This is a genomic window from 'Prunus avium' virescence phytoplasma (genome assembly GCF_050916135.1).
Classification (GTDB): domain Bacteria; phylum Bacillota_I; class Bacilli_A; order Acholeplasmatales; family Acholeplasmataceae; genus Phytoplasma; species Phytoplasma ziziphi.
In genome coordinates, this window is sequence record NZ_CP069156.1 from 157693 (window position 1) to 177075 (window position 19383).

Annotated in this window: 19 protein-coding genes, 1 tRNA gene, 1 rRNA gene and 2 pseudogenes; all 23 read left to right on the forward strand. The window is 25.9% G+C overall.

From position 1 onward, the window contains the following. Positions 1-45 precede the first annotated feature (45 nt). A complete protein-coding gene (locus tag JNO41_RS00705; RefSeq protein WP_236628350.1) occupies positions 46-243 on the forward strand; it encodes an SVM family protein in 198 nt (65 codons plus the stop codon). 3 nt (positions 244-246) lie between these two features. Then, entirely contained in the window at positions 247-462 is a 216-nt protein-coding gene (locus JNO41_RS00710) for a hypothetical protein (protein WP_236628351.1), read from the forward strand. After that, positions 443-607 carry a hypothetical protein gene (locus JNO41_RS00715; protein WP_236628352.1) on the forward strand — a complete coding sequence of 55 codons (165 nt, stop codon included), beginning with the start codon at positions 443-445 and terminating at the stop codon, positions 605-607. Before JNO41_RS00710 ends, JNO41_RS00715 begins: the two co-directional genes overlap by 20 nt. Positions 608-660: 53 nt before the next feature. Continuing rightward, positions 661-996, forward strand: coding sequence for an SVM family protein (locus JNO41_RS00720; protein ID WP_121464019.1), 336 nt, complete (start codon positions 661-663; stop codon positions 994-996). A 547-nt stretch (positions 997-1543) separates the two neighbouring features. Continuing rightward, positions 1544-2182, forward strand: coding sequence for a YqaJ viral recombinase family protein (locus tag JNO41_RS00725; protein ID WP_121463931.1), 639 nt, complete (start codon positions 1544-1546; stop codon positions 2180-2182). A 256-nt stretch (positions 2183-2438) separates the two neighbouring features. Next, entirely contained in the window at positions 2439-2783 is a 345-nt protein-coding gene (locus JNO41_RS00730) for an SVM family protein (RefSeq protein ID WP_121463932.1), read from the forward strand. A 151-nt stretch (positions 2784-2934) separates the two neighbouring features. Next, on the forward strand, positions 2935-3216 hold the full coding sequence (locus JNO41_RS00735) for a hypothetical protein (RefSeq protein WP_121463933.1): 282 nt from the start codon (positions 2935-2937) through the stop codon (positions 3214-3216). 125 nt (positions 3217-3341) lie between these two features. After that, positions 3342-4562 (forward strand): hypothetical protein, encoded by a 1221-nt coding sequence (locus JNO41_RS00740; protein WP_121463934.1) that lies wholly within the window; start codon positions 3342-3344, stop codon positions 4560-4562. 61 nt (positions 4563-4623) lie between these two features. Then, entirely contained in the window at positions 4624-4905 is a 282-nt protein-coding gene (locus JNO41_RS00745; RefSeq protein ID WP_121463935.1) for a hypothetical protein, read from the forward strand. Positions 4906-5145: 240 nt separating this feature from the next. After that, the gene (locus JNO41_RS00750; protein WP_121463828.1) at positions 5146-5787 is read left to right on the forward strand and encodes a YqaJ viral recombinase family protein; all 642 of its coding nucleotides are present in this window, start codon (positions 5146-5148) and stop codon (positions 5785-5787) included. A gap of 77 nt (positions 5788-5864) precedes the next feature. Beyond that, entirely contained in the window at positions 5865-6503 is a 639-nt protein-coding gene (gene tmk, locus JNO41_RS00755; RefSeq protein WP_121463829.1) for a dTMP kinase, read from the forward strand. Further along, on the forward strand, positions 6487-6636 hold the full coding sequence (locus JNO41_RS00760; protein WP_201736602.1) for a hypothetical protein: 150 nt from the start codon (positions 6487-6489) through the stop codon (positions 6634-6636). The genes tmk and JNO41_RS00760 overlap by 17 nt, the downstream gene beginning before the upstream one ends. A 37-nt stretch (positions 6637-6673) precedes the next feature. Continuing rightward, positions 6674-7297, forward strand: coding sequence for a hypothetical protein (locus JNO41_RS00765; RefSeq protein ID WP_121463830.1), 624 nt, complete (start codon positions 6674-6676; stop codon positions 7295-7297). 1 nt (position 7298) lies between these two features. Beyond that, the gene (locus JNO41_RS00770) at positions 7299-8792 is read left to right on the forward strand and encodes a replicative DNA helicase (RefSeq protein WP_121463831.1); all 1494 of its coding nucleotides are present in this window, start codon (positions 7299-7301) and stop codon (positions 8790-8792) included. An 11-nt stretch (positions 8793-8803) separates the two neighbouring features. Further along, positions 8804-10128 (forward strand): annotated as a pseudogene (locus JNO41_RS00775) (toprim domain-containing protein). Positions 10129-10267: 139 nt separating this feature from the next. Then, positions 10268-10642 (forward strand): DUF2963 domain-containing protein, encoded by a 375-nt coding sequence (locus tag JNO41_RS00780; protein WP_121463938.1) that lies wholly within the window; start codon positions 10268-10270, stop codon positions 10640-10642. Between the two features lie 22 nt (positions 10643-10664). Beyond that, complete coding sequence (locus JNO41_RS00785) at positions 10665-11294, forward strand: phase variable surface lipoprotein (RefSeq protein WP_432729577.1); 630 nt, start codon at positions 10665-10667, stop codon at positions 11292-11294. A gap of 415 nt (positions 11295-11709) precedes the next feature. Next, positions 11710-12650: pseudogene (locus tag JNO41_RS00790) on the forward strand (IS3 family transposase). 942 nt (positions 12651-13592) lie between these two features. Continuing rightward, the gene (locus JNO41_RS00795; protein WP_121464021.1) at positions 13593-14084 is read left to right on the forward strand and encodes a hypothetical protein; all 492 of its coding nucleotides are present in this window, start codon (positions 13593-13595) and stop codon (positions 14082-14084) included. An 822-nt stretch (positions 14085-14906) separates the two neighbouring features. Continuing rightward, positions 14907-15437: a hypothetical protein gene (locus JNO41_RS00800; RefSeq protein ID WP_121464022.1), complete on the forward strand. Its 531-nt coding sequence runs from the start codon at positions 14907-14909 to the stop codon at positions 15435-15437. 296 nt (positions 15438-15733) lie between these two features. Beyond that, on the forward strand, positions 15734-16876 hold the full coding sequence (locus tag JNO41_RS00805; RefSeq protein ID WP_121464023.1) for a hypothetical protein: 1143 nt from the start codon (positions 15734-15736) through the stop codon (positions 16874-16876). A 723-nt stretch (positions 16877-17599) separates the two neighbouring features. Then, positions 17600-17683: transfer RNA gene (locus JNO41_RS00810), tRNA-Tyr, on the forward strand. Positions 17684-17806: 123 nt separating this feature from the next. Continuing rightward, positions 17807-19339, forward strand: a 16S ribosomal RNA gene (locus tag JNO41_RS00815). Positions 19340-19383 lie beyond the last annotated feature (44 nt).

The following is a 19383-nucleotide window of genomic DNA, read 5'->3' on the forward strand; positions in this document are numbered from 1 at the left end:
AAGCATATTTTATTGTTATTATCAATATTAAATGAGAATTAATTAATGTTTAAAATCAAAAATAATTTATTATTATCGAATATATTTTTATTTATTTTATTAGAATTATTATTCATCATTAATAATTATCAAGTTATGGCAATGGATAATAACGATATATCTGAAAATAATTCAATTGTTGATAATAATAATGAATATAATACTTTTAGAAACTTATTATTAAATCAAGGAAGAATATCTTAATAATTGATTAATGCTCTTTTTAATCATAGTCCAGAAACAGAAATTAATGTTTTATTACGTCAATTACAACAAATACATCAACAAATAATAATTTATCAACAAAGACAACTAAATAATCAGGAACGAATGTTAAGAAATTTTGATAATAACACAACAAGAATTCAATTAGAAAGAGAATATTTATCGTTAACACAAAAGGATGATAACAGCTATCAATAATACGCCACTTTATGCTTCAGAAGAACAAATAAATAATTTAAGAAATATTCAATCAGAAATAGACCAAAATCAAAGACAAATTAATATTATAATACAACAAACCCAACTAAACCCAAATCAACCAAATAATTCTAGAAGATGTTAAATAATTTAAAATGTATTTATTATTATCATCAATATCAAAGGAGTTTTAAAATAATGTTAAAATTTAAACATAATTTATTTTTCTTGAATATTTTTCTATTTATAATTTTAGGAATGTTCTTAATTACTAATAATTTTCATCAAATAATGGCTGCGTCTAAAAACAATGGAAAAGATATAATTTCATCCAAGGAAGAAGCAAAAAATAATGTAAAAAAATATTACGAATTATATAATACTCTTGAAAATTATTCAGAAGAAGAAAGAAATAAAATTATTCAAATGTTATCAAATCCAGAAATAATAAAAACATTAGAAGAAAAAATTAAAGAAACTAAAACTCAAGAAAAAGGTTCTTTTTCCAAAAAACCTGATAATTTAAAAAAATAATTTAAAATTAAATCTTATTAATTAATTAAGGCCTTTTCAAAGGGTCTTTTTTTTATTTAACAACACACACAACTTGGAAAGGAAACAAAAAACTATGTTAATAAAAAAAATCTTTCAATCTCTACCTAGTAATCTCATTTTTTTCGTCATCACCTTACTTTCATTTATTCCAATTATCACCATTTATTATGTCATTAAATTCTACCTTTTAACCATTAAACTAAGCATTAACCAACTAAAACAAGGAATAGTGGTTCAATTTTATCAATATTTAACCACGAAGCAACCCAATCATGTGGAAATTAATCAATACTTAGTTAACTAAGTTAAACAACAACCTTAAAACTATAAGTGATTATTTCTTTACTTATCAAAATCAATGGTTAAACTTAGGTTTATTAACAATTATTTTATTATTTCTTCCCCATTTTTTATATCTAATTGATTTTCTTTTTAAATGTCTTTATCATATAATTAAATTTATTTATTATTTAGGAAAATATCTTTTTTCATTATTAAAAAAAATTTTTAAGAAAGGTAAATAACCATGCAAATCAAACTATCACAACGTACCAAAGAATGGTATCAACACCGCAAACAATATATTAACGCTTCCGAAATTGCTTCCATTACGGGGTTAGACCCTTTTCGTTCCATGGAACAGTTAGTTCATGATAAACTCTTTGGTACCACTTTTACCACTAATCAATATACTCTCCATGGCCAAAAAATGGAACCTATCGCGCGACAGTTTTTCATACAAAAAACCAATTTAATTTTCGAAGACACCATTTTCACTGATGATCAAGTTAACCTTTTTTCCGCATCTTTAGATGGATACAACAAACAACATCAAGCTGTTTTAGAAATTAAATGTCCTTTTGTTAATGAAAACCAAGAAGTCTCATCCGCTTGGACTAGTTTTTTAACCAATCCTCATTTAGAAAATATTCCTCAATACTACTGGGCCCAAGTTCAATGTCAACTTTATTGTAGTCAAGCTAAATTTGCTTACTTTTTGGTTTATTTTAACGACCAAAACTATCATGTGGTACGAATTTATCAAGACAATAACTTCATTAATAAAATGATTGCAGATGGTAAAAAATATTTAGAATTACTACACAAATCCAAACAAGAATTATCACAAACAACTTATTTAAAACGATTAAGTAAATTTAAATAATAATTAAAACTCTAAGACCTTCAAATTGAAGGTCTTTTTTTATGCCCAAATTTCAAACCAAATTGGTTCCTTAGAAAGTAAACAAATAATGTACGAAGGAATGTTATCTGGTACCATCAAATTAAGAGATTCAATACAGTGTGATTATGATGAAACCTCCACAAATCGTCTATTCGGCTCCCCCCCTTTCCGAACTTCAAAAACTCTACGAAATCACCCCATCCGAGGGATAAAAAATTAAAGGAGTTATGAATTAATGTTTAAATTAAAAAAACATTTATTTTTATTTCAAATAATTTTATTTATTTTTTTAGGATTATTATTTGTCATTGACAATAATAAACAAGTAATGGCCATAGATACTAACAATAATAATTTAGTTTGGCAAAACATCACTAGAAATAACAACAAGATGCGCGAATACACAACAGAAAGAAACAATATAATTGAATATATACTGATGACCGACGAACAATTACAACCCCAACGTCTCCAAAATTTAATAATGCTTCGAGATAATTACAACGAATTAATTCGTAATTTAGAACAACAAAACAATTTATTTTATCACATTATCAATAATAATAATCGCAATCATTAACATATATCCACATATAAGATTCTCTCTATGAGAATCTTTTTTTGTTGTAATTTATACAAAGATATTTGATAATTCAAGTAGTCAATAAATAAATAAAAATAAATAACAAAAAGTAAAAGAAAACAAACATAAACTAAAGGAGTGGGTAAAAATGCAAGCGCAAGATTATTTAGGCATAGTTGCTATTATAGTTGATATCTGTATTCCATTAGTTTGGTTATATTTAGGACATAAGTTTCTAAAAAATCAACAAATAAATCAACAAGAATATGAAAAACGACAACAACAAGAAAAACAAGAATACGAAAAAAAACATCAAGATCATTCATACGCAAAGTATTTTATTTTACACAATTTTATAATAAAATCCACATCTAAGGAGGTGTCACCAAATTATGCGTTCAACCAAAATTCCCTTTATTTAAATATTTAAAATATTTAATAATTATTTTAATAACAATTTTTATTTCATTTTATATTTTTGCGCAACCATATTTTCACTGTCACCACAAGTTCCCTATAAAACTAGCTGAATACGAAGCCATTAAACAAGAATGGTTGACAACTCAACCAAAACTCAAACGTTATGATATCAGAGTTTCATCAAGGAAAGATATTCCTAAAATTTTGGAATATTTTGAAATTAAAATGGAAACGACAAACATATCGATAACACCTTCATATAACCGTAGTGCCGACAAATACATTGATTTGTATTTAAAAAAACCACCAGAAGGTCTCTTAGGTGTTTATTTTAAATCAAGATTTAATCCTTTTAATGAAGAATATCCCGTTAAAGACAATGAATATACCTTAGAAGACCTTTTAAAATACGAAATCGCCATTGAAGAAGCTTTTGTCTTTTGGGACGCTAATGTAATTCTTAACGAAATAGAACCTGAAATCAATTTAATAGAAACCAATATTTTTGCCGACCAAATCCAAAACAAAGAAAAAATCATTAATGATTTTTTAATTAAAAATAATGTTATCAAAGAACCAATAACCATTAAATTAGGCTGTTATAACGCTACCCCTAATACTGGTTTAGTTTTACTTTTGCCGAAAAAAACCTTAAATAATCTCAATAAAACTGAAATAGATGCTATTTATTTTGACGATGGTATTAGAATTTTAAGTGTTTCTCCCCAAACCAAAATTACTTCAGAAAGTATAGAAGATTTACTACAACTTTCCAATGGTGCTAAAAACATCTATCTTTTTACTTTTGATATCTACAAAAAAATAATAAAAATTGACCTTCCCGACTCTGAAAACCCTTATGAAGCTATTCGCAATTGGAAAAGAGATAATAACTTTTATAATTTCGAAGGAAAATATAACCAACGCCTAATGCGATTTCACGCAGACATTGAAGTGAAAAAAGAATCTATTATTGATAAAAAATTTGATCTATCAACTGACGTTACAATAATAGAACATATTTTTGAAACTAAAAATACAATTTATTACATCATCTGCCAAGATTTATCATTTAAACTTAATTTGTTAGACAACTATCACACTCAATATTTAAATTGGCTAAAACAATGTTATATCCAATATAACGGTTATTATACAGTTAATGAAGTCCGAAGTAAAATCGGTCGTTCTAACAAAACCCTTTATGATGAAAACGGCAACACCCATTATTATACATATCAAGAGGGTTGGATCTATGATAATTGGCAGATTGACGGTGTAGAATGTGTTGATAAAAGATATTATCAATTTTTAGATACTACTCCGCCACCCAAAAAACCCAAAGAATTAAATTAATTTTTAATTCTTTTTTTATTACAAAAATTTAAATTCAAAAAAAAGAAAGAAGGCAAAACTAATGAAAGATCAAATTAAAAAATTAGAAAAACAAATTAAAAATAAAAAGGAAATAAAAATGACAAACCAAAAAAAAGAATTTAATATATTTGATATCGCTAAATATCTTTTAGACAATTGTCTTCAAAAATATGGGAGCGGTATTACACAAATACAAAAATTATTATATTATGTGCAAGGAGAATATTTAATTCGTTATTACAAACCATTATTTAATGAAGAAATTCAATTTTATCAATATTTAACCACGAAGAATTCAAATTATCATGTGGAATCTATTTAATACTTGGTTAACTAAGTTAAATAATATTCTTCATAAAATAAGTAGTTATTTTCTTATTTATCAAAATCAATGGTTAAACTTGGGTTTATTAATAATTATTTTATTATTTATCCCTCATTTATTATATTTAATTGATTTTATCATTAAAACTATTTATTACCTTTTCCGTTTATTTTATTATTTAGGTAAATATTTGATATTATTAATTAAAAAAATATTCAAGAAAGAAGAAAAATAAAAATGCAAATTAGTAATTTAAACCAAAGGACGAGAGCGTGGTACCAACACCGCAAAAAATACATCAACGCCTCCGAAATCGCCTCCATTACGGGATTAGATCCCTTTCGTTCCATGGAACAATTAGTCCATGATAAACTCTTTGGCACGACTTTTACTTCCAATCAATATACTCTTCATGGACAAAAAATGGAGCCAATCGCACGTCAATTTTTTATTAACAAGACTAATCTAATTTTTGAAGATACTATTTTTACTGACGATCAGGTTAATCTTTTTTCTGCTTCTTTAGATGGTTACAACGAACAAAACAAAATCGTTTTAGAAATAAAATGTCCTTTTGTGAATGAAAATCAAGCAATATCATCCACTTGGACTCAGTTTTTAACTCATCCTCAACTCGAACATATCCCTCAATACTACTGGGCCCAAGTCCAATGTCAACTTTATTGTTCCCAAGCAACATTTGCCTACTTTTTAGTTTATTTTAATGATAATGATTATCATGTAGTCAGAATTTACTTAGACAATAATTTTATTACCAAAATGATTCAAGATAGTCAAAAATACTTAACTCTTTTAACCAAAGCCAAAAACGAATTAGAAAAAACCACTTATTTAAAACAATTAAGCAAAATCAAATAATTAATTCATACTTTTAGACCTTCAAATTGAAGGTCTTTTTTTTATACCCAAATTGAAAATTAAAGGAGAAATCAATCATGAAATTAATCGTTTTCGAAGGACTTGACGGGAGTGGAAAAACTTCTCTTATTCACGCCCTTCAACCCCAATTAAAAACCCCTCATCAACTGTATCAAGGTTTAGGGAGTAGTTCACTTGGGAAGGAAATTAGAGATTTATTTTTAAATTTTCAACAAGTAGATTATATCACTCGTTTTTATTTAAGTCTGGCTAATATGTCTCAAATCCAAGCGGAATTAATTGTTCCTCAATTAAAAAATAACCAATTAATTATCTTAGACCGTTGGTTACCATCTACTTATGCTTATCAATTATTTCCCTTTTCTAAGGAAAAGAAACAACTTTTACCTTTAAAAAAGATCTTTAAGATAAATCATGAAACTATCTTAAAAAAACCTGATTTATTAATTTATTTAGACATTGACCCTCTTATCGGAAGAACCAGAAAGAAAAATCAAAAAAACCATCAAAGAGATCTCATTGAAAGACAATCATTAACTTATTTTCAAAATGTTCGCCAAGGATATGATCATTATATCACTCATTATACTAGTGGAGTTAATAAATTAATTTTAAACGGAAGTGATTCTATCAAATCTAATGTCAAACAAATTATTAAACAAATAGGAGTACTATCAAATGGCGATCATAACTAAAAAGACCTGCCAAAATGGCAATACTTACATCTATTTTTCTAATGGAAAAATCAAAACCATTCATAAAGATGGCATCATTACCTGGAAAACAAAAAGAATTTTTAAAACTAAAAAAACCAACAAAAGACCTTAATTTAAAGGTTTTTTTTATTTAAAGAAAGGAATATCAAATGTTAAATAACCAAGATTTTTTTAATATTCAACAATTTAATACTAATATCCAAACTGTGGAAATCTTAAAATGTTTTTTTAAAAAAACTACCTTTAATCTTTCTGTTGACAAGTATATGAAAACCAATTACCAACAATTAAACCATTATTTTAACCAAAATAACATCAACTCTCAAAGTCAAAAAGTCATTTGTGGTAAAATCAATGAATATTTAATTTTATTATACTTAAACAATAAAGGAATCACTAATTTATACCCTCAAGTAAATTTATTTTTTATCCCTGACATTAAATTTGATTTAGTTTTATTTACTAAAAAGAAAAGAATCATCGCTTTTAATTTTAAAACATGTCTTCGTGAACGCTATAAACAAGCCATGATAGAGGCCCAACAACTCAAAAAATTAGATACTCGTTTTGAGTTTTATTTATTAATCAACAACGAACCAGAAACTCAAAGACTAAACAATAAAATCAACCAAGGAAAAATCCAAGGCATTAATCAAGTAATTAACTTATTTTCCAATTCAGCCAACAATTTCTTACAAAACTTAATTACCCGTCAATTCATCCCTTTTTCTAACATCAACATCATTAAAAAAATAAAAAAGGATTTAATATAAAATGTTAACCAACGAACAAAAAGCGTTAAAACAAATCATTTCCTATATGAACCAAAATAAAGCTGAACAATTAAGTTTTTATTTTCAGCTCATTGATCCACAATCTTTTTTAGATAAACAACATACAAAAATCTTTCAGGCCTTAAAATATTTAACTTTAGGAAAAATAACTAATCATCCCTTTGATAAAATAAAGTCTCAAAATGAGATAATCGAAGAATTACTCACCTATCTTCAAACCTATTTCCCCCAAGATAACTTTACTAAAGAATCATTATCTTTTTTAAGTGATGATTTTAGTAAGGAAAATAACCTTAATTTCTTAGATAACTTAAAACATACCTATACCCAAGAAAAACTGTTCCGACAACTCTTAAAATTTATTAGTCCTTCTTTTGAAAATCAAGATCCTTACACTAAAAACTTATATTACCAAGAAATCTTTGATAAATTAAGAAAATTTATGACTTTGATTCCTCACAAATCAGACCAAACCTTATTAACTTTAAATCAAATGTCCTCTTGTCATCCTGAGTTTTTTAAAACCGATCAACAATCCAAACAAAAAATCCAAGAAGAATATTACCGCTTATCAAAAACTTTCCGAGGCTTAAATCAAGCCACAAAAGGATTTAAAAAAAGTCAAATCATCACCATTGGGGGCTATACTGGATTAGGTAAAACCACTTTTGTCTACAATCTTCTTTTAGATATCGCCAAAACCAAACATCAAGAAACTAAACATTATCCCCATATGTTAGTTTTTTCTTATGAAATGACCTTAGAAGAAAATTTAAGTCGATTATTAGCCCACCAAACTCAAATTCCTCTAGATGTTATTTTAGATAAAAATTTGAAAGATTTAAACATCACACTACTCAAATACACGGAAAGGATGAAACAAGCCAAACAATTTTTTGTTAACATTAATTTATCGTTTAGTTATGACAAAAGTAAAAACATTGATTATATCATTGATTTAGTTTATCGCCTTCATTTAGAAAAAAAAGTTGAAATGATTGTCATCGATCATCTTCAAATTACAAAAGCCACAAATCATTTAGAAAATGACCGTCTAGCCATTGACGAAATTATGACTAAACTCAAACAATTAGCCATGGAATTAAACATCGTTATTATCATTCTCTCACAATTTTCGAGAGATACTTATAGCCATTACCAAGGAAAATCCCCTGAAATCACCGCTTTAAAAGGAAGTGGTGGTATCGAAACCAACTCCGACATCGTCTTAATGATGTCTGAATTCCAACCCAAACTATCCAAAGACCAAGAAAAACCTTTGAATATCTATAATCAAAATTGTAATCAATTATATTTAGCATCAAAAAACAATGAATCTCAAAAAATCATTGAATTATCTATTAAAAAGAATCGAAGTGGTACTAAAAAAAACTTAGTTTATCACTTTGAAATGACCACCCAAACCTTTCAAGAAATAGGTTATATCTTACCTTATCTATTAGAAAATTATTAAGGAATTTATCAATGAATTATCAAGAAAAAATAAAACACATCCAAATTCATTTCCCCATGTCAGTTTTATTAAAAAAATTAAATATCATACCACCAAACTTCAACCCCAAATATCGTTTCCCTTGTCCCATTCATCAAGGAAACAATCCTACTTGTTGTCATTTCACTTCTACTAACAAAATTCATTGTTGGAAATGTGGTCGAGATTACGATCTGATTGATGTTTATATGACTATCCGTCAAATTAAATCTTTTTCTAAAGCGATTCAAAGAATAGAAGGATTTATGAATTCTTTCGAATTTAAAACCTTAATCCAACAAGAAAAAGAAACAACGCAAACAACTACTAACCCTTTTCAACAACCATATCATCCAATTAAACCAAAACAACCAGTTGACGAACAGGAAATTAATATCAAAAAGAAACAATTATTTAAAAAAATCTCACCCTTATTCAACCAAATTAGAGATTATTATCATTATTTATTAACCATTAATCGCAACAACGAAAGCCAACCAGGAATAGAATATTTAACTCAAAAAAGAAAACTCACTGTAGAAACTATTAAAGAATTTAAACTAGGCTATGCCCCATTATCTGATAAACCTTTATCTTTTCGGTTAGTAAATTACTGTCAAAAGAAAAATATTAATATCGATAAATTATTAGAATATGGTTTTATCAAAGAAAAAACTAATCAACAAAGAAAAAAATATTATCATGATACTTTCCATGGTTCAATTATTATCCCCATTGAAAATGGTTATCATCAAACTTTTCATTTTTATCAAAACCATTTTCGCGAAGTTTCTTACTTTCAACCAAAATATCAATCATTAAATAATTTTAGTAAAACACCGACCTTTCATTTTAGTTATCGTTTTTTTGAAGCGTTACCTTTTATCAAACAAACAAAAACCATTATCATTCATGAAGGTTTTTTTGATGTCATTAGTTGTTGGCAAAATAGTATTAAAAACGTGGTCGGTCTCATTTGTGTCACTCAATTACTTTCTCAATCTCAACTAGAAATTCTCAAAAAAGAAAATATCAAAGTCATTATCGCCTTAGATAACGACGAGACAGGCCGAAAACGAAGTGAAGCCTTAGGAGAACAACTTAAAGAAGCAAACTTTTATACGAAATTAGACACATTTTACCTCCTTACGACCAAACTTGTAAAGATGTCGATGATTTATTACGTCAATACGGAAAAGAAGCATATCAAAAATGTTTTTTAGACCCATACATTACTTATGAAGAGGCCAAAAATAAAATCATCGTCGATTTAGCGGTTCATTTCTTTGGCGAAGACAAAGTAGAAGTAATTAATTAAATTATTATTTTGTTACACCAATATATAACATCTATACATATAAATACATTAACACACTCTCATAAAAGTATATATAAACCTAAATTCAACTATTTAGGGTTTTTATTTTTATAACAAACAATCAAAAAGGAGAAAACAAATGAAAACAATTATAGAAAAATTTATTAATAATGGCAGGAAAAAATTTATTGGTGAATACGATAAAGAAACTGAAACAGCCATTAAACAAATTCATTATCAACCTGATGGAACATCTATTAAATGTGTATATGAATACGATAAAAATAATAAAAAGCCATTTAAAAAAACTTATTACCGATCTGACGAAAAAATTCTTAAAAGTGTATATGAATACGATAAAGCCACAGGTAAACTAGTTAAATATACTTATTATCAATTTGATGGTAAAACTATTAATTTTGTAACTGAATACAATAAAAATACTGGTAACAAGGTTAAAAAAACTCATTATCAATCAGACGGAAAAACTATTAGAAAAATAACTGAATACTAAATAACCCAAAAGGAGAAAAAAGATGAAAAAAGATACCAATCAAGAAATTAGAATCGGAGGTTGGAACACAAAAACCACCCCTAACGACTTAACCCAAATTAAAAACTTTTTAAAAATATTAAAAGAAGATTTAATCAATCTCACTATTATTGCTCATTCTAAAAAGAAAAATACCTACCAAGAAGCTAATTACCGTCCGAAAAACCAAACTCTCTTTGTCGATCCTCAAATCTTAGAAGAAATGAAAAAAACAAAAATAACCTTAATTAATGATAATTTCTCTTCTAGTAATAGGTGTAAACTATTACTTTCTGATTTAACCCCGCTTAAAAGCCAAAATAACCCCCTTAAACACCTATTTAATATCTTCCAAATCAATTATAAAAATGAATTTAAAAATATCATCAAAGAATTAATCGGGAAAATTGATGTCAACCAATTAAAAACTTTACAATTATATCAATTAGACCCTCAAAAACTAGATAAATACCATAAACCCATGAAAACTAACTATAAAAAAGGGTTAAACATTATTTATTATCGAAAAGAAGACTTAAAATATATTCAATTCTTTTTAACAAAAGATAAACAAGGATATCGGGTGAAAAAACTACATCCTATGTATAAATATTTAATAAAAAAAGAAAACTAACAACTTTATAATACTTTATAACACTTTACTAACAGTTTTATAACAGTTTTATAACAGTTTACTAACAGTTTGTCTTTAAAAATAATCTATATAAAGACTAACTTATTCAACCAGTGATATTTTATATTTTATATTGATATATAATAATGATATCGATATTTGATATTATCGCATTATCATTTTTAATATCATTATTATTTATCGATATCATAAAAACCTCTTTTTTAAGTAATTTTATTTTTTTAATTTATTTCAATCATTAAATCAAATTTAATTTTTAAATTAATTGCCTTACCAAGTATTTATTTATTATATATATGAAAAAAAAGATGAAAGCGCTGAAGAGCTTATTTATCCAATAAAAAATCTTTTAGAGTTATAATAATTGATGTATTTGAAAATAATTGGTATTAAGATGCAAAAATTAAAACAAAAAATTAAATTATTACAAAAAATTATTGAAAAAATTAAAAAAATTGATAAAAAAATGGTTTTTCATTTAGTCAACCAATTCAATCAAACTCTTAATTTAACCACTATTTTAAAAACAATTCAAATTAAAAGAAGTACTTATTATTATTGGTTGAAAATGAAAAATAAACTAAAAGAAAAAGAAGAAAAATACCTGTTACAACAAAAAAGAATTAAAGCTTTATGTCTCCATTATCAATATTTTTACGGCCATCGAAAAATCACTGATTTATACCAAAAAACCTTTAATGAATTTATCACCAAGAAAAAAGTTTACACCATCATGAAAAAAAATAACATTAATTGTTGTTTAAGAATTAAAAAAAATTTTACTTATCGTAATTTAAAAAATAATCTCCAAATAATTCCTAATTTAATCAATCAAGATTTTATGGCCACCAAACCCCTCCAAAAACTCTTTACTGATATCACTTATTTCAAAACTAATCAAGGTTTTCTTTATTTTTCTTGTATTATTGACTCTTTTAACAACCAAATAATCGCTTCACATGTTTCGAACCAACAAAATAAAAATTTAGTTTTAAATACTATTAAAAAAATTACCTTTATTAAAAGAACCTTGTATTATTCATTCCGATCAAGGCAAAGTTTATCAATCACTCAAAATTCAAAAAAACTTTAACGAAAAAAGGTTTTTTAATCAGCATGTCAAGAAAAGCCACCCCTCGTGATAACGCCGTCATTGAAAACTTTTTCGGCCAAATGAAAAGTATTTTACAACATCAACATCCATTTTTATTTCAAAAATCTCCTGATAAAATGAAAAAATTAATTAATCATTTTCCGAAATTTTGGAATACTAAATGGATTTTAACTAAATTAAACAATTCAACTCCATCTCAATATATTCAAAATTTGAGATAAATTTTTAGTTGATGTAAAATAAAATAATATAACCTTGTAAAAGGTTATTTTAGTGCGCCTTTTTTTAAGAAAAATAATATAATTAATAATAAAAGTTAATTTTTTTTCATTTTGTTGGAGAGTTTTTCACTTTTTTTACCTAACTATATAGTGTAAGGGTACAATATTTAAAAAAATATCTTTTGAAATTAAAGAATTATTAAAAAAAGTTTAGACACTTTTTAATTCAACAAAATATTTCTTTAGTTTGAAAAGATATGAAATTATCTATTAATTTTTTAGTCTTAAAGAGTTATTTTAAAATAAAAAGTGTCTAAACTTTTGGAACAGTCCAGGTAATAACATTGGATGGAATTATCTCAATGATATATGGTCAAATAATAATACTTGTTTCAAATGTGAAACTTACGACTATAAATACATCATGAACTGTCCTTTCGGCAAAGTCAAACAAGACAAACAAAAAAAATAAGAAAATGATTATAACACAGTCCCACAACATTAGAAAAACTATTGTTTGTTTAAATCTAGAGAAACATGGAGTGGTAAGAGAATAGATGGCTTATTTCAATATTTAGATAAAAATTTATATTAGTTTGTGCGATACTACAATATTTCAACCAGACGACAATAAGACTATCAGTCCCTATTAGTATGTGAATAAAAATAATTATGTAATCCATTATTATGGAGAATATAATTATTTCAATAATACCTATGCTTTTAAAAATCTTTCTATTGGCGATGAAATGAAATTTTCTGATAAAACGAAAGTTAAATTTAATGGTTATTGTGGCCGCCGCAACCACCTCTAACTAAACCATTTCATATGCAATAATCAAAACAAAAAGAACTTATTCATTTAAGTTCTTTTTTTATTTTAAAAGTGTTTAAATTTCAAAAAAAGTTATAATTAAAATAAATAAAAAAGGATAAAAAATTATGCAAAATATCAAAAAAAACACAAATTATAAAAAAAATATTTATATTACATTAATGATTTTAATTTCTATTTTAATTTATTGTTTAATTAATAAAAATAAAAAAATTAATATAGTTAATAAACAAATAACATGGAATCTAAATCCATCAACGGAAAAAGAATATAATATAGCCTTAAAACAATGGGAAAATCAGTGTTATTTTAAAAAAGGAAACGAATATATCGGTAGTGAAATTAAAAATAAAATAGGAAACAATAATAAAACTTTACATTGTTTGCGAGGAAATATAACGAGAGGTAGTGATGGGATAAACGGAGAACAAACTCGAGAAGTTAATTCAGAGTTGAAATATGAATATATAAAACATTATTTTTCTTCTGATATTATGCGTTTTACCAATACAATTGAGTTTCCTATCTATTTTGATGATAAATGGTTAATAAAATTTGACACCTATTGCGACACTACGCCTCCACCAGTTAAACCATAATCTATGAAATAAGGGCGCAAATATACGATATAATGTCGCAATTTAGCCAATTGCCATGCTCGTAACGAACATATTCAAAAAGACGTATCTTTATTAAAATATTCTAGAAATTATTAAAAATATTTAAAAGATTATCAACATTTGATAATCTTTTTTTTATTATTTTTTTAAATTAAATTTAATTATTATTGTTAATCAATATCATAAAAATAAAATAATAAGAAAATTTAATTTTCTTATTATTTTTAAATGCCTAAATTTCGTTTTAAAACAATAAAATTATTTAAAATGTATGTTATTTAGGTCATTTCACTTTTGGTCTTTTTTTGTTTTTTTGGGATATAGTATAGTGTAGGAGTTAATTAGTTTTTTAATTAACCAATAACTAAATAATATTTTTTTTATTTTAAATAATCTTTTAAAGGAATTAATTTCAAAATTAATCTTTTAATATTTTTTCTCTATTTTAAAAAGTACCACATTGTGAATAAGTCCACCTTTTTTTGCCTTTTGGTGAAATATCAATAAAAAATTTTCCAAAATCAATTAAACTTTTTAATTATCAACAAAAATTTTAGTATAATTTTTAATTATGGGTTTATTATTGATTATAAATATAATATTATATATTTGATTTATTTCAAATTTATTTCGAAAATAATTAATAATCAAAATATAAAAAAACTTATATTAAAAAAATAGTTATTTTTTTGATAATAAATAAGTTATTAGCACAAGATAAAATTAAAAAAATATATTTTTGAATAATTATTTAATTTTTTTAATATTTTTTAAAAAAATAAAAAGAAATGATTTTAGAAAATGAGAATATTACCTTATGAACTTTATCCATATAGTTCGGATTTATCTTTATGTGCTCTCAGAAAAGAGTTTGGGATGTATGATTATTTTTTAAATAATCAAAAAAATAATAAATCTATGGAACTTTTTTTAAAAAAAGGACGAAATTATTTTAATTTATCTATTTATCAATGGATTCAAGAAATGAAAAAAAGAAAACATTATGTCAATAGTTTTCATTTTTTTTATGCATTGAATAATAAATATCAAATTATAGAAACAGATTTATTTTTAATTTTAGAATGTTGTATCCAATGGGAAATAAAATCTTTTGTCCCTTATAATACTAATTTGACTTGGTATCAAATTTTTATTAAGATTACCAAATTAAGAAAAGTTAATATCGAACAATTAGATTTGACACTTTATAATCAACTTTTGCAATGGTATAAAGTTAATTTTATGCGTTTAAACAAACAAGGTTCTTTAAAACCTTATCAACTGGATATGACTAAAGTTATAAAATATTTTAGCAAATTATTAAATTTTTAATTTTAATTTATAGAGTTTAACTTATGTTAGTTAAACTCTATTTTTTTTAGAAAATAAATTTTTTTTAATAAAAATTTGATTTTTAAAATTACTTTTTAAAACTTAAAATTAAGTTGGCGATTTAATATTTTTTTAAACTAAGACAATATTTAATATTTTTTGAAGAATTCATAAATTATTCAATTTTTTTTGTTTTTTTTTATTGTAAAATTAATATGTAGAAGTAATTTTGTAGAAATTATTCTCACAATTTTAAAAATATATTTAAAACATATTGAATTAGATAGGAAAACAAAATGATAGAAAAACAAATGAATAGAAAAATTCATATTCAAAGTTTTATATCTTTAATTTTTGTTTTTATGTTTTTATTTTTAAATGTTTTTTATTTAATAAAAATTGAAGCTGTTAATACGCCATTAAGTAATGATTTATCCCAAAAAAATTTAGGTGAAATTATATCTCAAGGCTCAACAGTTACTCAAGAAGAAATTATAAGTAAAATTAAAGAAAAAAATCAATCTTTAGTAAGTAAAGATTTAAAAGTCTCTGAGATAACTACGACTAAAGCTAAAGTTAAATCTGATGATTTTACAGGCGAAGTAGATGTTATTTTTACTGTTAAACAAAAGGAATCACCAAAAGTTGAATTATCTACTGTTGTAAGAACAAAAAATTTAGGTGAAATTATATCTCAAGGCTCAACAGTTACTCAAGAAGAAATTATAAGTAAAATTAAAGAAAAAAATCAATCTTTAGTAAGTAAAGATTTAAAAGTCTCTGAGATAACTACGACTAAAGCTAAAGTTAAATCTGATGATTTTACAGGCGAAGTAGATGTTATTTTTACTGTTAAACAAAAGGAATCACCAAAAGTTGAATTATCTACTGTTGTAAGAATAAAAAATTTAGGCGAAATTATATCTCAAGGGTCAACGGTTACTAATGATGAAATTATAAAACAAGTTAAAGACAAAAATACTGATTTAAAAGAAAAAGATGTTCAAGTAGCATCAATAACAGAAAATAAAAAAGCTAAAGTTAAATCTAATGATTATAAAAGCGAAGTAGATGTTATTTTTACTGTTAAACAAAAGGAATCACCAAAAGTTGAATTATCTACTGTTGTAAAAACAACAAATTTAGATACAATTGAAACTAAAGATACAAAAGTTACTAATGATGAAATTATAAAACAAGTTAAAGACAAAAATATTGATTTAAAAGAAAAAGATGTTCAAGTAGTATCAATAACAGAAAATAAAACAGCTAAAATAAAATCTACTGATTTTACAGGCGAAGTAGAAGTTGAGTTTGCTGTTAAGAAGAAAAGTTTTTTTAGCTTATTTATGATAGCCATTATTTTAAGTATAGGTGTAGCAGCTTTTGCTTTATTAGGTTATTATTTTTATGAAAAAAACAATAAAAAAATAGATTAAAATTTATTTTGAGTATATTTTAGATCGAATAATTAATTTTTTAATTATTCGATTTTTTTATATAAATAATTTTGAGTTTTTTATTGATTTATTTGTTAAATTGAAATATAATATTAATTGTGTTTTTGAGAATTAAATAAAATTGTCGAAATTTAATTTTTTAATTATTCGATTTTTTTATATAAATAATTTTGAGTTTTTTATTGATTTATTTTTTAAATTGAAATATAATATTAATTGTGTTTTTAAGAATTAAATAAAATTATCGAAATTTAATTTTTTATATTCAAATTAAAGTTTTGGGTTAAGAATTTTTAATATATTAATCATTTTTTGTATATGTAAAGTTCGAAAATAATTTATTTTTAGTTATAATAAAAAAAATTTAATTAAAAATATTTTTTTACAATAAAATAAAATATTTTTTGTATAATAATAAAGTTAAATTAATTTTATAAAAAAAATAAATTCTATAATTTATTCTTAATAAATATTTAATTGTTATTAAATTTATAAGTTAAAGATATATAAGAAAGTCATATATTTTTAATTATAAATTTTTGATTTTTTTAAAAAAAGTAAAACATTTTTAATTATAATTTAGTATAATTATAAATGTTGTTAAAAATTTATTTTAATTTATTTATTTGTTATACATTGTATTAAAATTGTTTGAGTTTTTTTGAGATAAAAAAATTATTTTTTGGATTTATTTTATAAATCGGAGGGGTAGCGAAGTGGCTAAACGCATCAGTCTGTAAAACTGCTCCGTAAGGTACGATGGTTCGAATCCATCCCCCTTCACCATTTGAATATTTTTTTATCTTATTTATTTAAAAACTTTTGTTTTTGAAAACTGAAGATGATATTTTAATATTAATTTTTAATTAATAAAACAAGATTTTTGTTATTAAAATATCAAAAATTTTATAAACCAAGAGTTTGATCCTGGCTCAGGATGAACGCTGGCGGCGCGCCTAATACATGCAAGTCGAACGGAGACCCCTCAAAAGGTCTTAGTGGCGAACGGGTGAGTAACACGTAAGTAACCTACCTTTAAGACGAGGATAACAATCGGAAACGGTTGCTAAGACTGGATAGGAAATAAAAAGGCATCTTTTTGTTTTTAAAAGACCTTCTTCGGAGGGTATGCTTAAAGAGGGGCTTGCGCCACATTAGTTAGTTGGTGAGGTAAAGGCTTACCAAGATTATGATGTGTAGCTGGACTGAGAGGTTGAACAGCCACATTGGGACTGAGACACGGCCCAAACTCCTACGGGAGGCAGCAGTAGGGAATTTTCGGCAATGGAGGAAACTCTGACCGAGCGACGCCGCGTGAACGATGAAGTATTTCGGTATGTAAAGTTCTTTTATTGAAGAAGAAAAAATAGTGGAAAAACTATCTTGACGTTATTCAATGAATAAGCCCCGGCTAACTATGTGCCAGCAGCCGCGGTAAGACATAGGGGGCGAGCGTTATCCGGAATTATTGGGCGTAAAGGGTGCGTAGGCGGTTAGATAAGTCTATAATTTAATTTCAGTGCTTAACGCTGTCTTGTTATAGAAACTGTCTTGACTAGAGTGAGATAGAGGCAAGCGGAATTCCATGTGTAGCGGTAAAATGTGTAAATATATGGAGGAACACCAGAAGCGTAGGCGGCTTGCTGGGTCTTTACTGACGCTGAGGCACGAAAGCGTGGGGAGCAAACAGGATTAGATACCCTGGTAGTCCACGCTGTAAACGATGAGTACTAAGTGTCGGGGCAACTCGGTACTGAAGTTAACACATTAAGTACTCCGCCTGAGTAGTACGTACGCAAGTATGAAACTTAAAGGAATTGACGGGACTCCGCACAAGCGGTGGATCATGTTGTTTAATTCGAAGATACACGAAAAACCTTACCAGGTCTTGACATACTCTGCGAAGCTATAGAAATATAGTGGAGGTTATCAGGGATACAGGTGGTGCATGGTTGTCGTCAGTTCGTGTCGTGAGATGTTAGGTTAAGTCCTAAAACGAACGCAACCCCTGTCGTTAGTTACCAGCACGTAATGGTGGGGACTTTAGCGAGACTGCCAATTAAACATTGGAGGAAGGTGGGGATAACGTCAAATCATCATGCCCCTTATGATCTGGGCTACAAACGTGATACAATGGCTGTTACAAAGAGTAGCTGAAACGCGAGTTTTTAGCCAATCTCAAAAAGACAGTCTTAGTCCGGATTGAAGTCTGCAACTCGACTTCATGAAGCTGGAATCGCTAGTAATCGCGAATCAGCATGTCGCGGTGAATACGTTCTCGGGGTTTGTACACACCGCCCGTCAAACCACGAAAGTTAGCAATACCCGAAAGCAGTGGCTTAACTTCGCAAGAAGAGGGAGCTGTCTAAGGTAGGGTTGATGATTGGGGTTAAGTCGTAACAAGGTATCCTTACCGGAAGGTGAGGATGGATCACCTCCTTTCTAAGGACATACATATAAAAATCATCATCTTCAGTTTTGAAAGA

Coding starts and splice junctions, on each gene's coding strand:
- tmk (WP_121463829.1), top strand. CDS start 5,865: ATGAAATTAATCGTTTTCGAAGGACTTGACGGGAGTGGAAAAACTTCT.
- JNO41_RS00770 (WP_121463831.1), top strand. CDS start 7,299: ATGTTAACCAACGAACAAAAAGCGTTAAAACAAATCATTTCCTATATG.
- JNO41_RS00715 (WP_236628352.1), top strand. CDS start 443: ATGATAACAGCTATCAATAATACGCCACTTTATGCTTCAGAAGAACAA.
- JNO41_RS00720 (WP_121464019.1), top strand. CDS start 661: ATGTTAAAATTTAAACATAATTTATTTTTCTTGAATATTTTTCTATTT.
- JNO41_RS00750 (WP_121463828.1), top strand. CDS start 5,146: ATGCAAATTAGTAATTTAAACCAAAGGACGAGAGCGTGGTACCAACAC.
- JNO41_RS00800 (WP_121464022.1), top strand. CDS start 14,907: ATGAGAATATTACCTTATGAACTTTATCCATATAGTTCGGATTTATCT.
- JNO41_RS00760 (WP_201736602.1), top strand. CDS start 6,487: ATGGCGATCATAACTAAAAAGACCTGCCAAAATGGCAATACTTACATC.
- JNO41_RS00725 (WP_121463931.1), top strand. CDS start 1,544: ATGCAAATCAAACTATCACAACGTACCAAAGAATGGTATCAACACCGC.
- JNO41_RS00730 (WP_121463932.1), top strand. CDS start 2,439: ATGTTTAAATTAAAAAAACATTTATTTTTATTTCAAATAATTTTATTT.
- JNO41_RS00780 (WP_121463938.1), top strand. CDS start 10,268: ATGAAAACAATTATAGAAAAATTTATTAATAATGGCAGGAAAAAATTT.
- JNO41_RS00795 (WP_121464021.1), top strand. CDS start 13,593: ATGCAAAATATCAAAAAAAACACAAATTATAAAAAAAATATTTATATT.
- JNO41_RS00735 (WP_121463933.1), top strand. CDS start 2,935: ATGCAAGCGCAAGATTATTTAGGCATAGTTGCTATTATAGTTGATATC.
- JNO41_RS00805 (WP_121464023.1), top strand. CDS start 15,734: ATGATAGAAAAACAAATGAATAGAAAAATTCATATTCAAAGTTTTATA.
- JNO41_RS00745 (WP_121463935.1), top strand. CDS start 4,624: ATGAAAGATCAAATTAAAAAATTAGAAAAACAAATTAAAAATAAAAAG.
- JNO41_RS00785 (WP_432729577.1), top strand. CDS start 10,665: ATGAAAAAAGATACCAATCAAGAAATTAGAATCGGAGGTTGGAACACA.
- JNO41_RS00705 (WP_236628350.1), top strand. CDS start 46: ATGTTTAAAATCAAAAATAATTTATTATTATCGAATATATTTTTATTT.
- JNO41_RS00765 (WP_121463830.1), top strand. CDS start 6,674: ATGTTAAATAACCAAGATTTTTTTAATATTCAACAATTTAATACTAAT.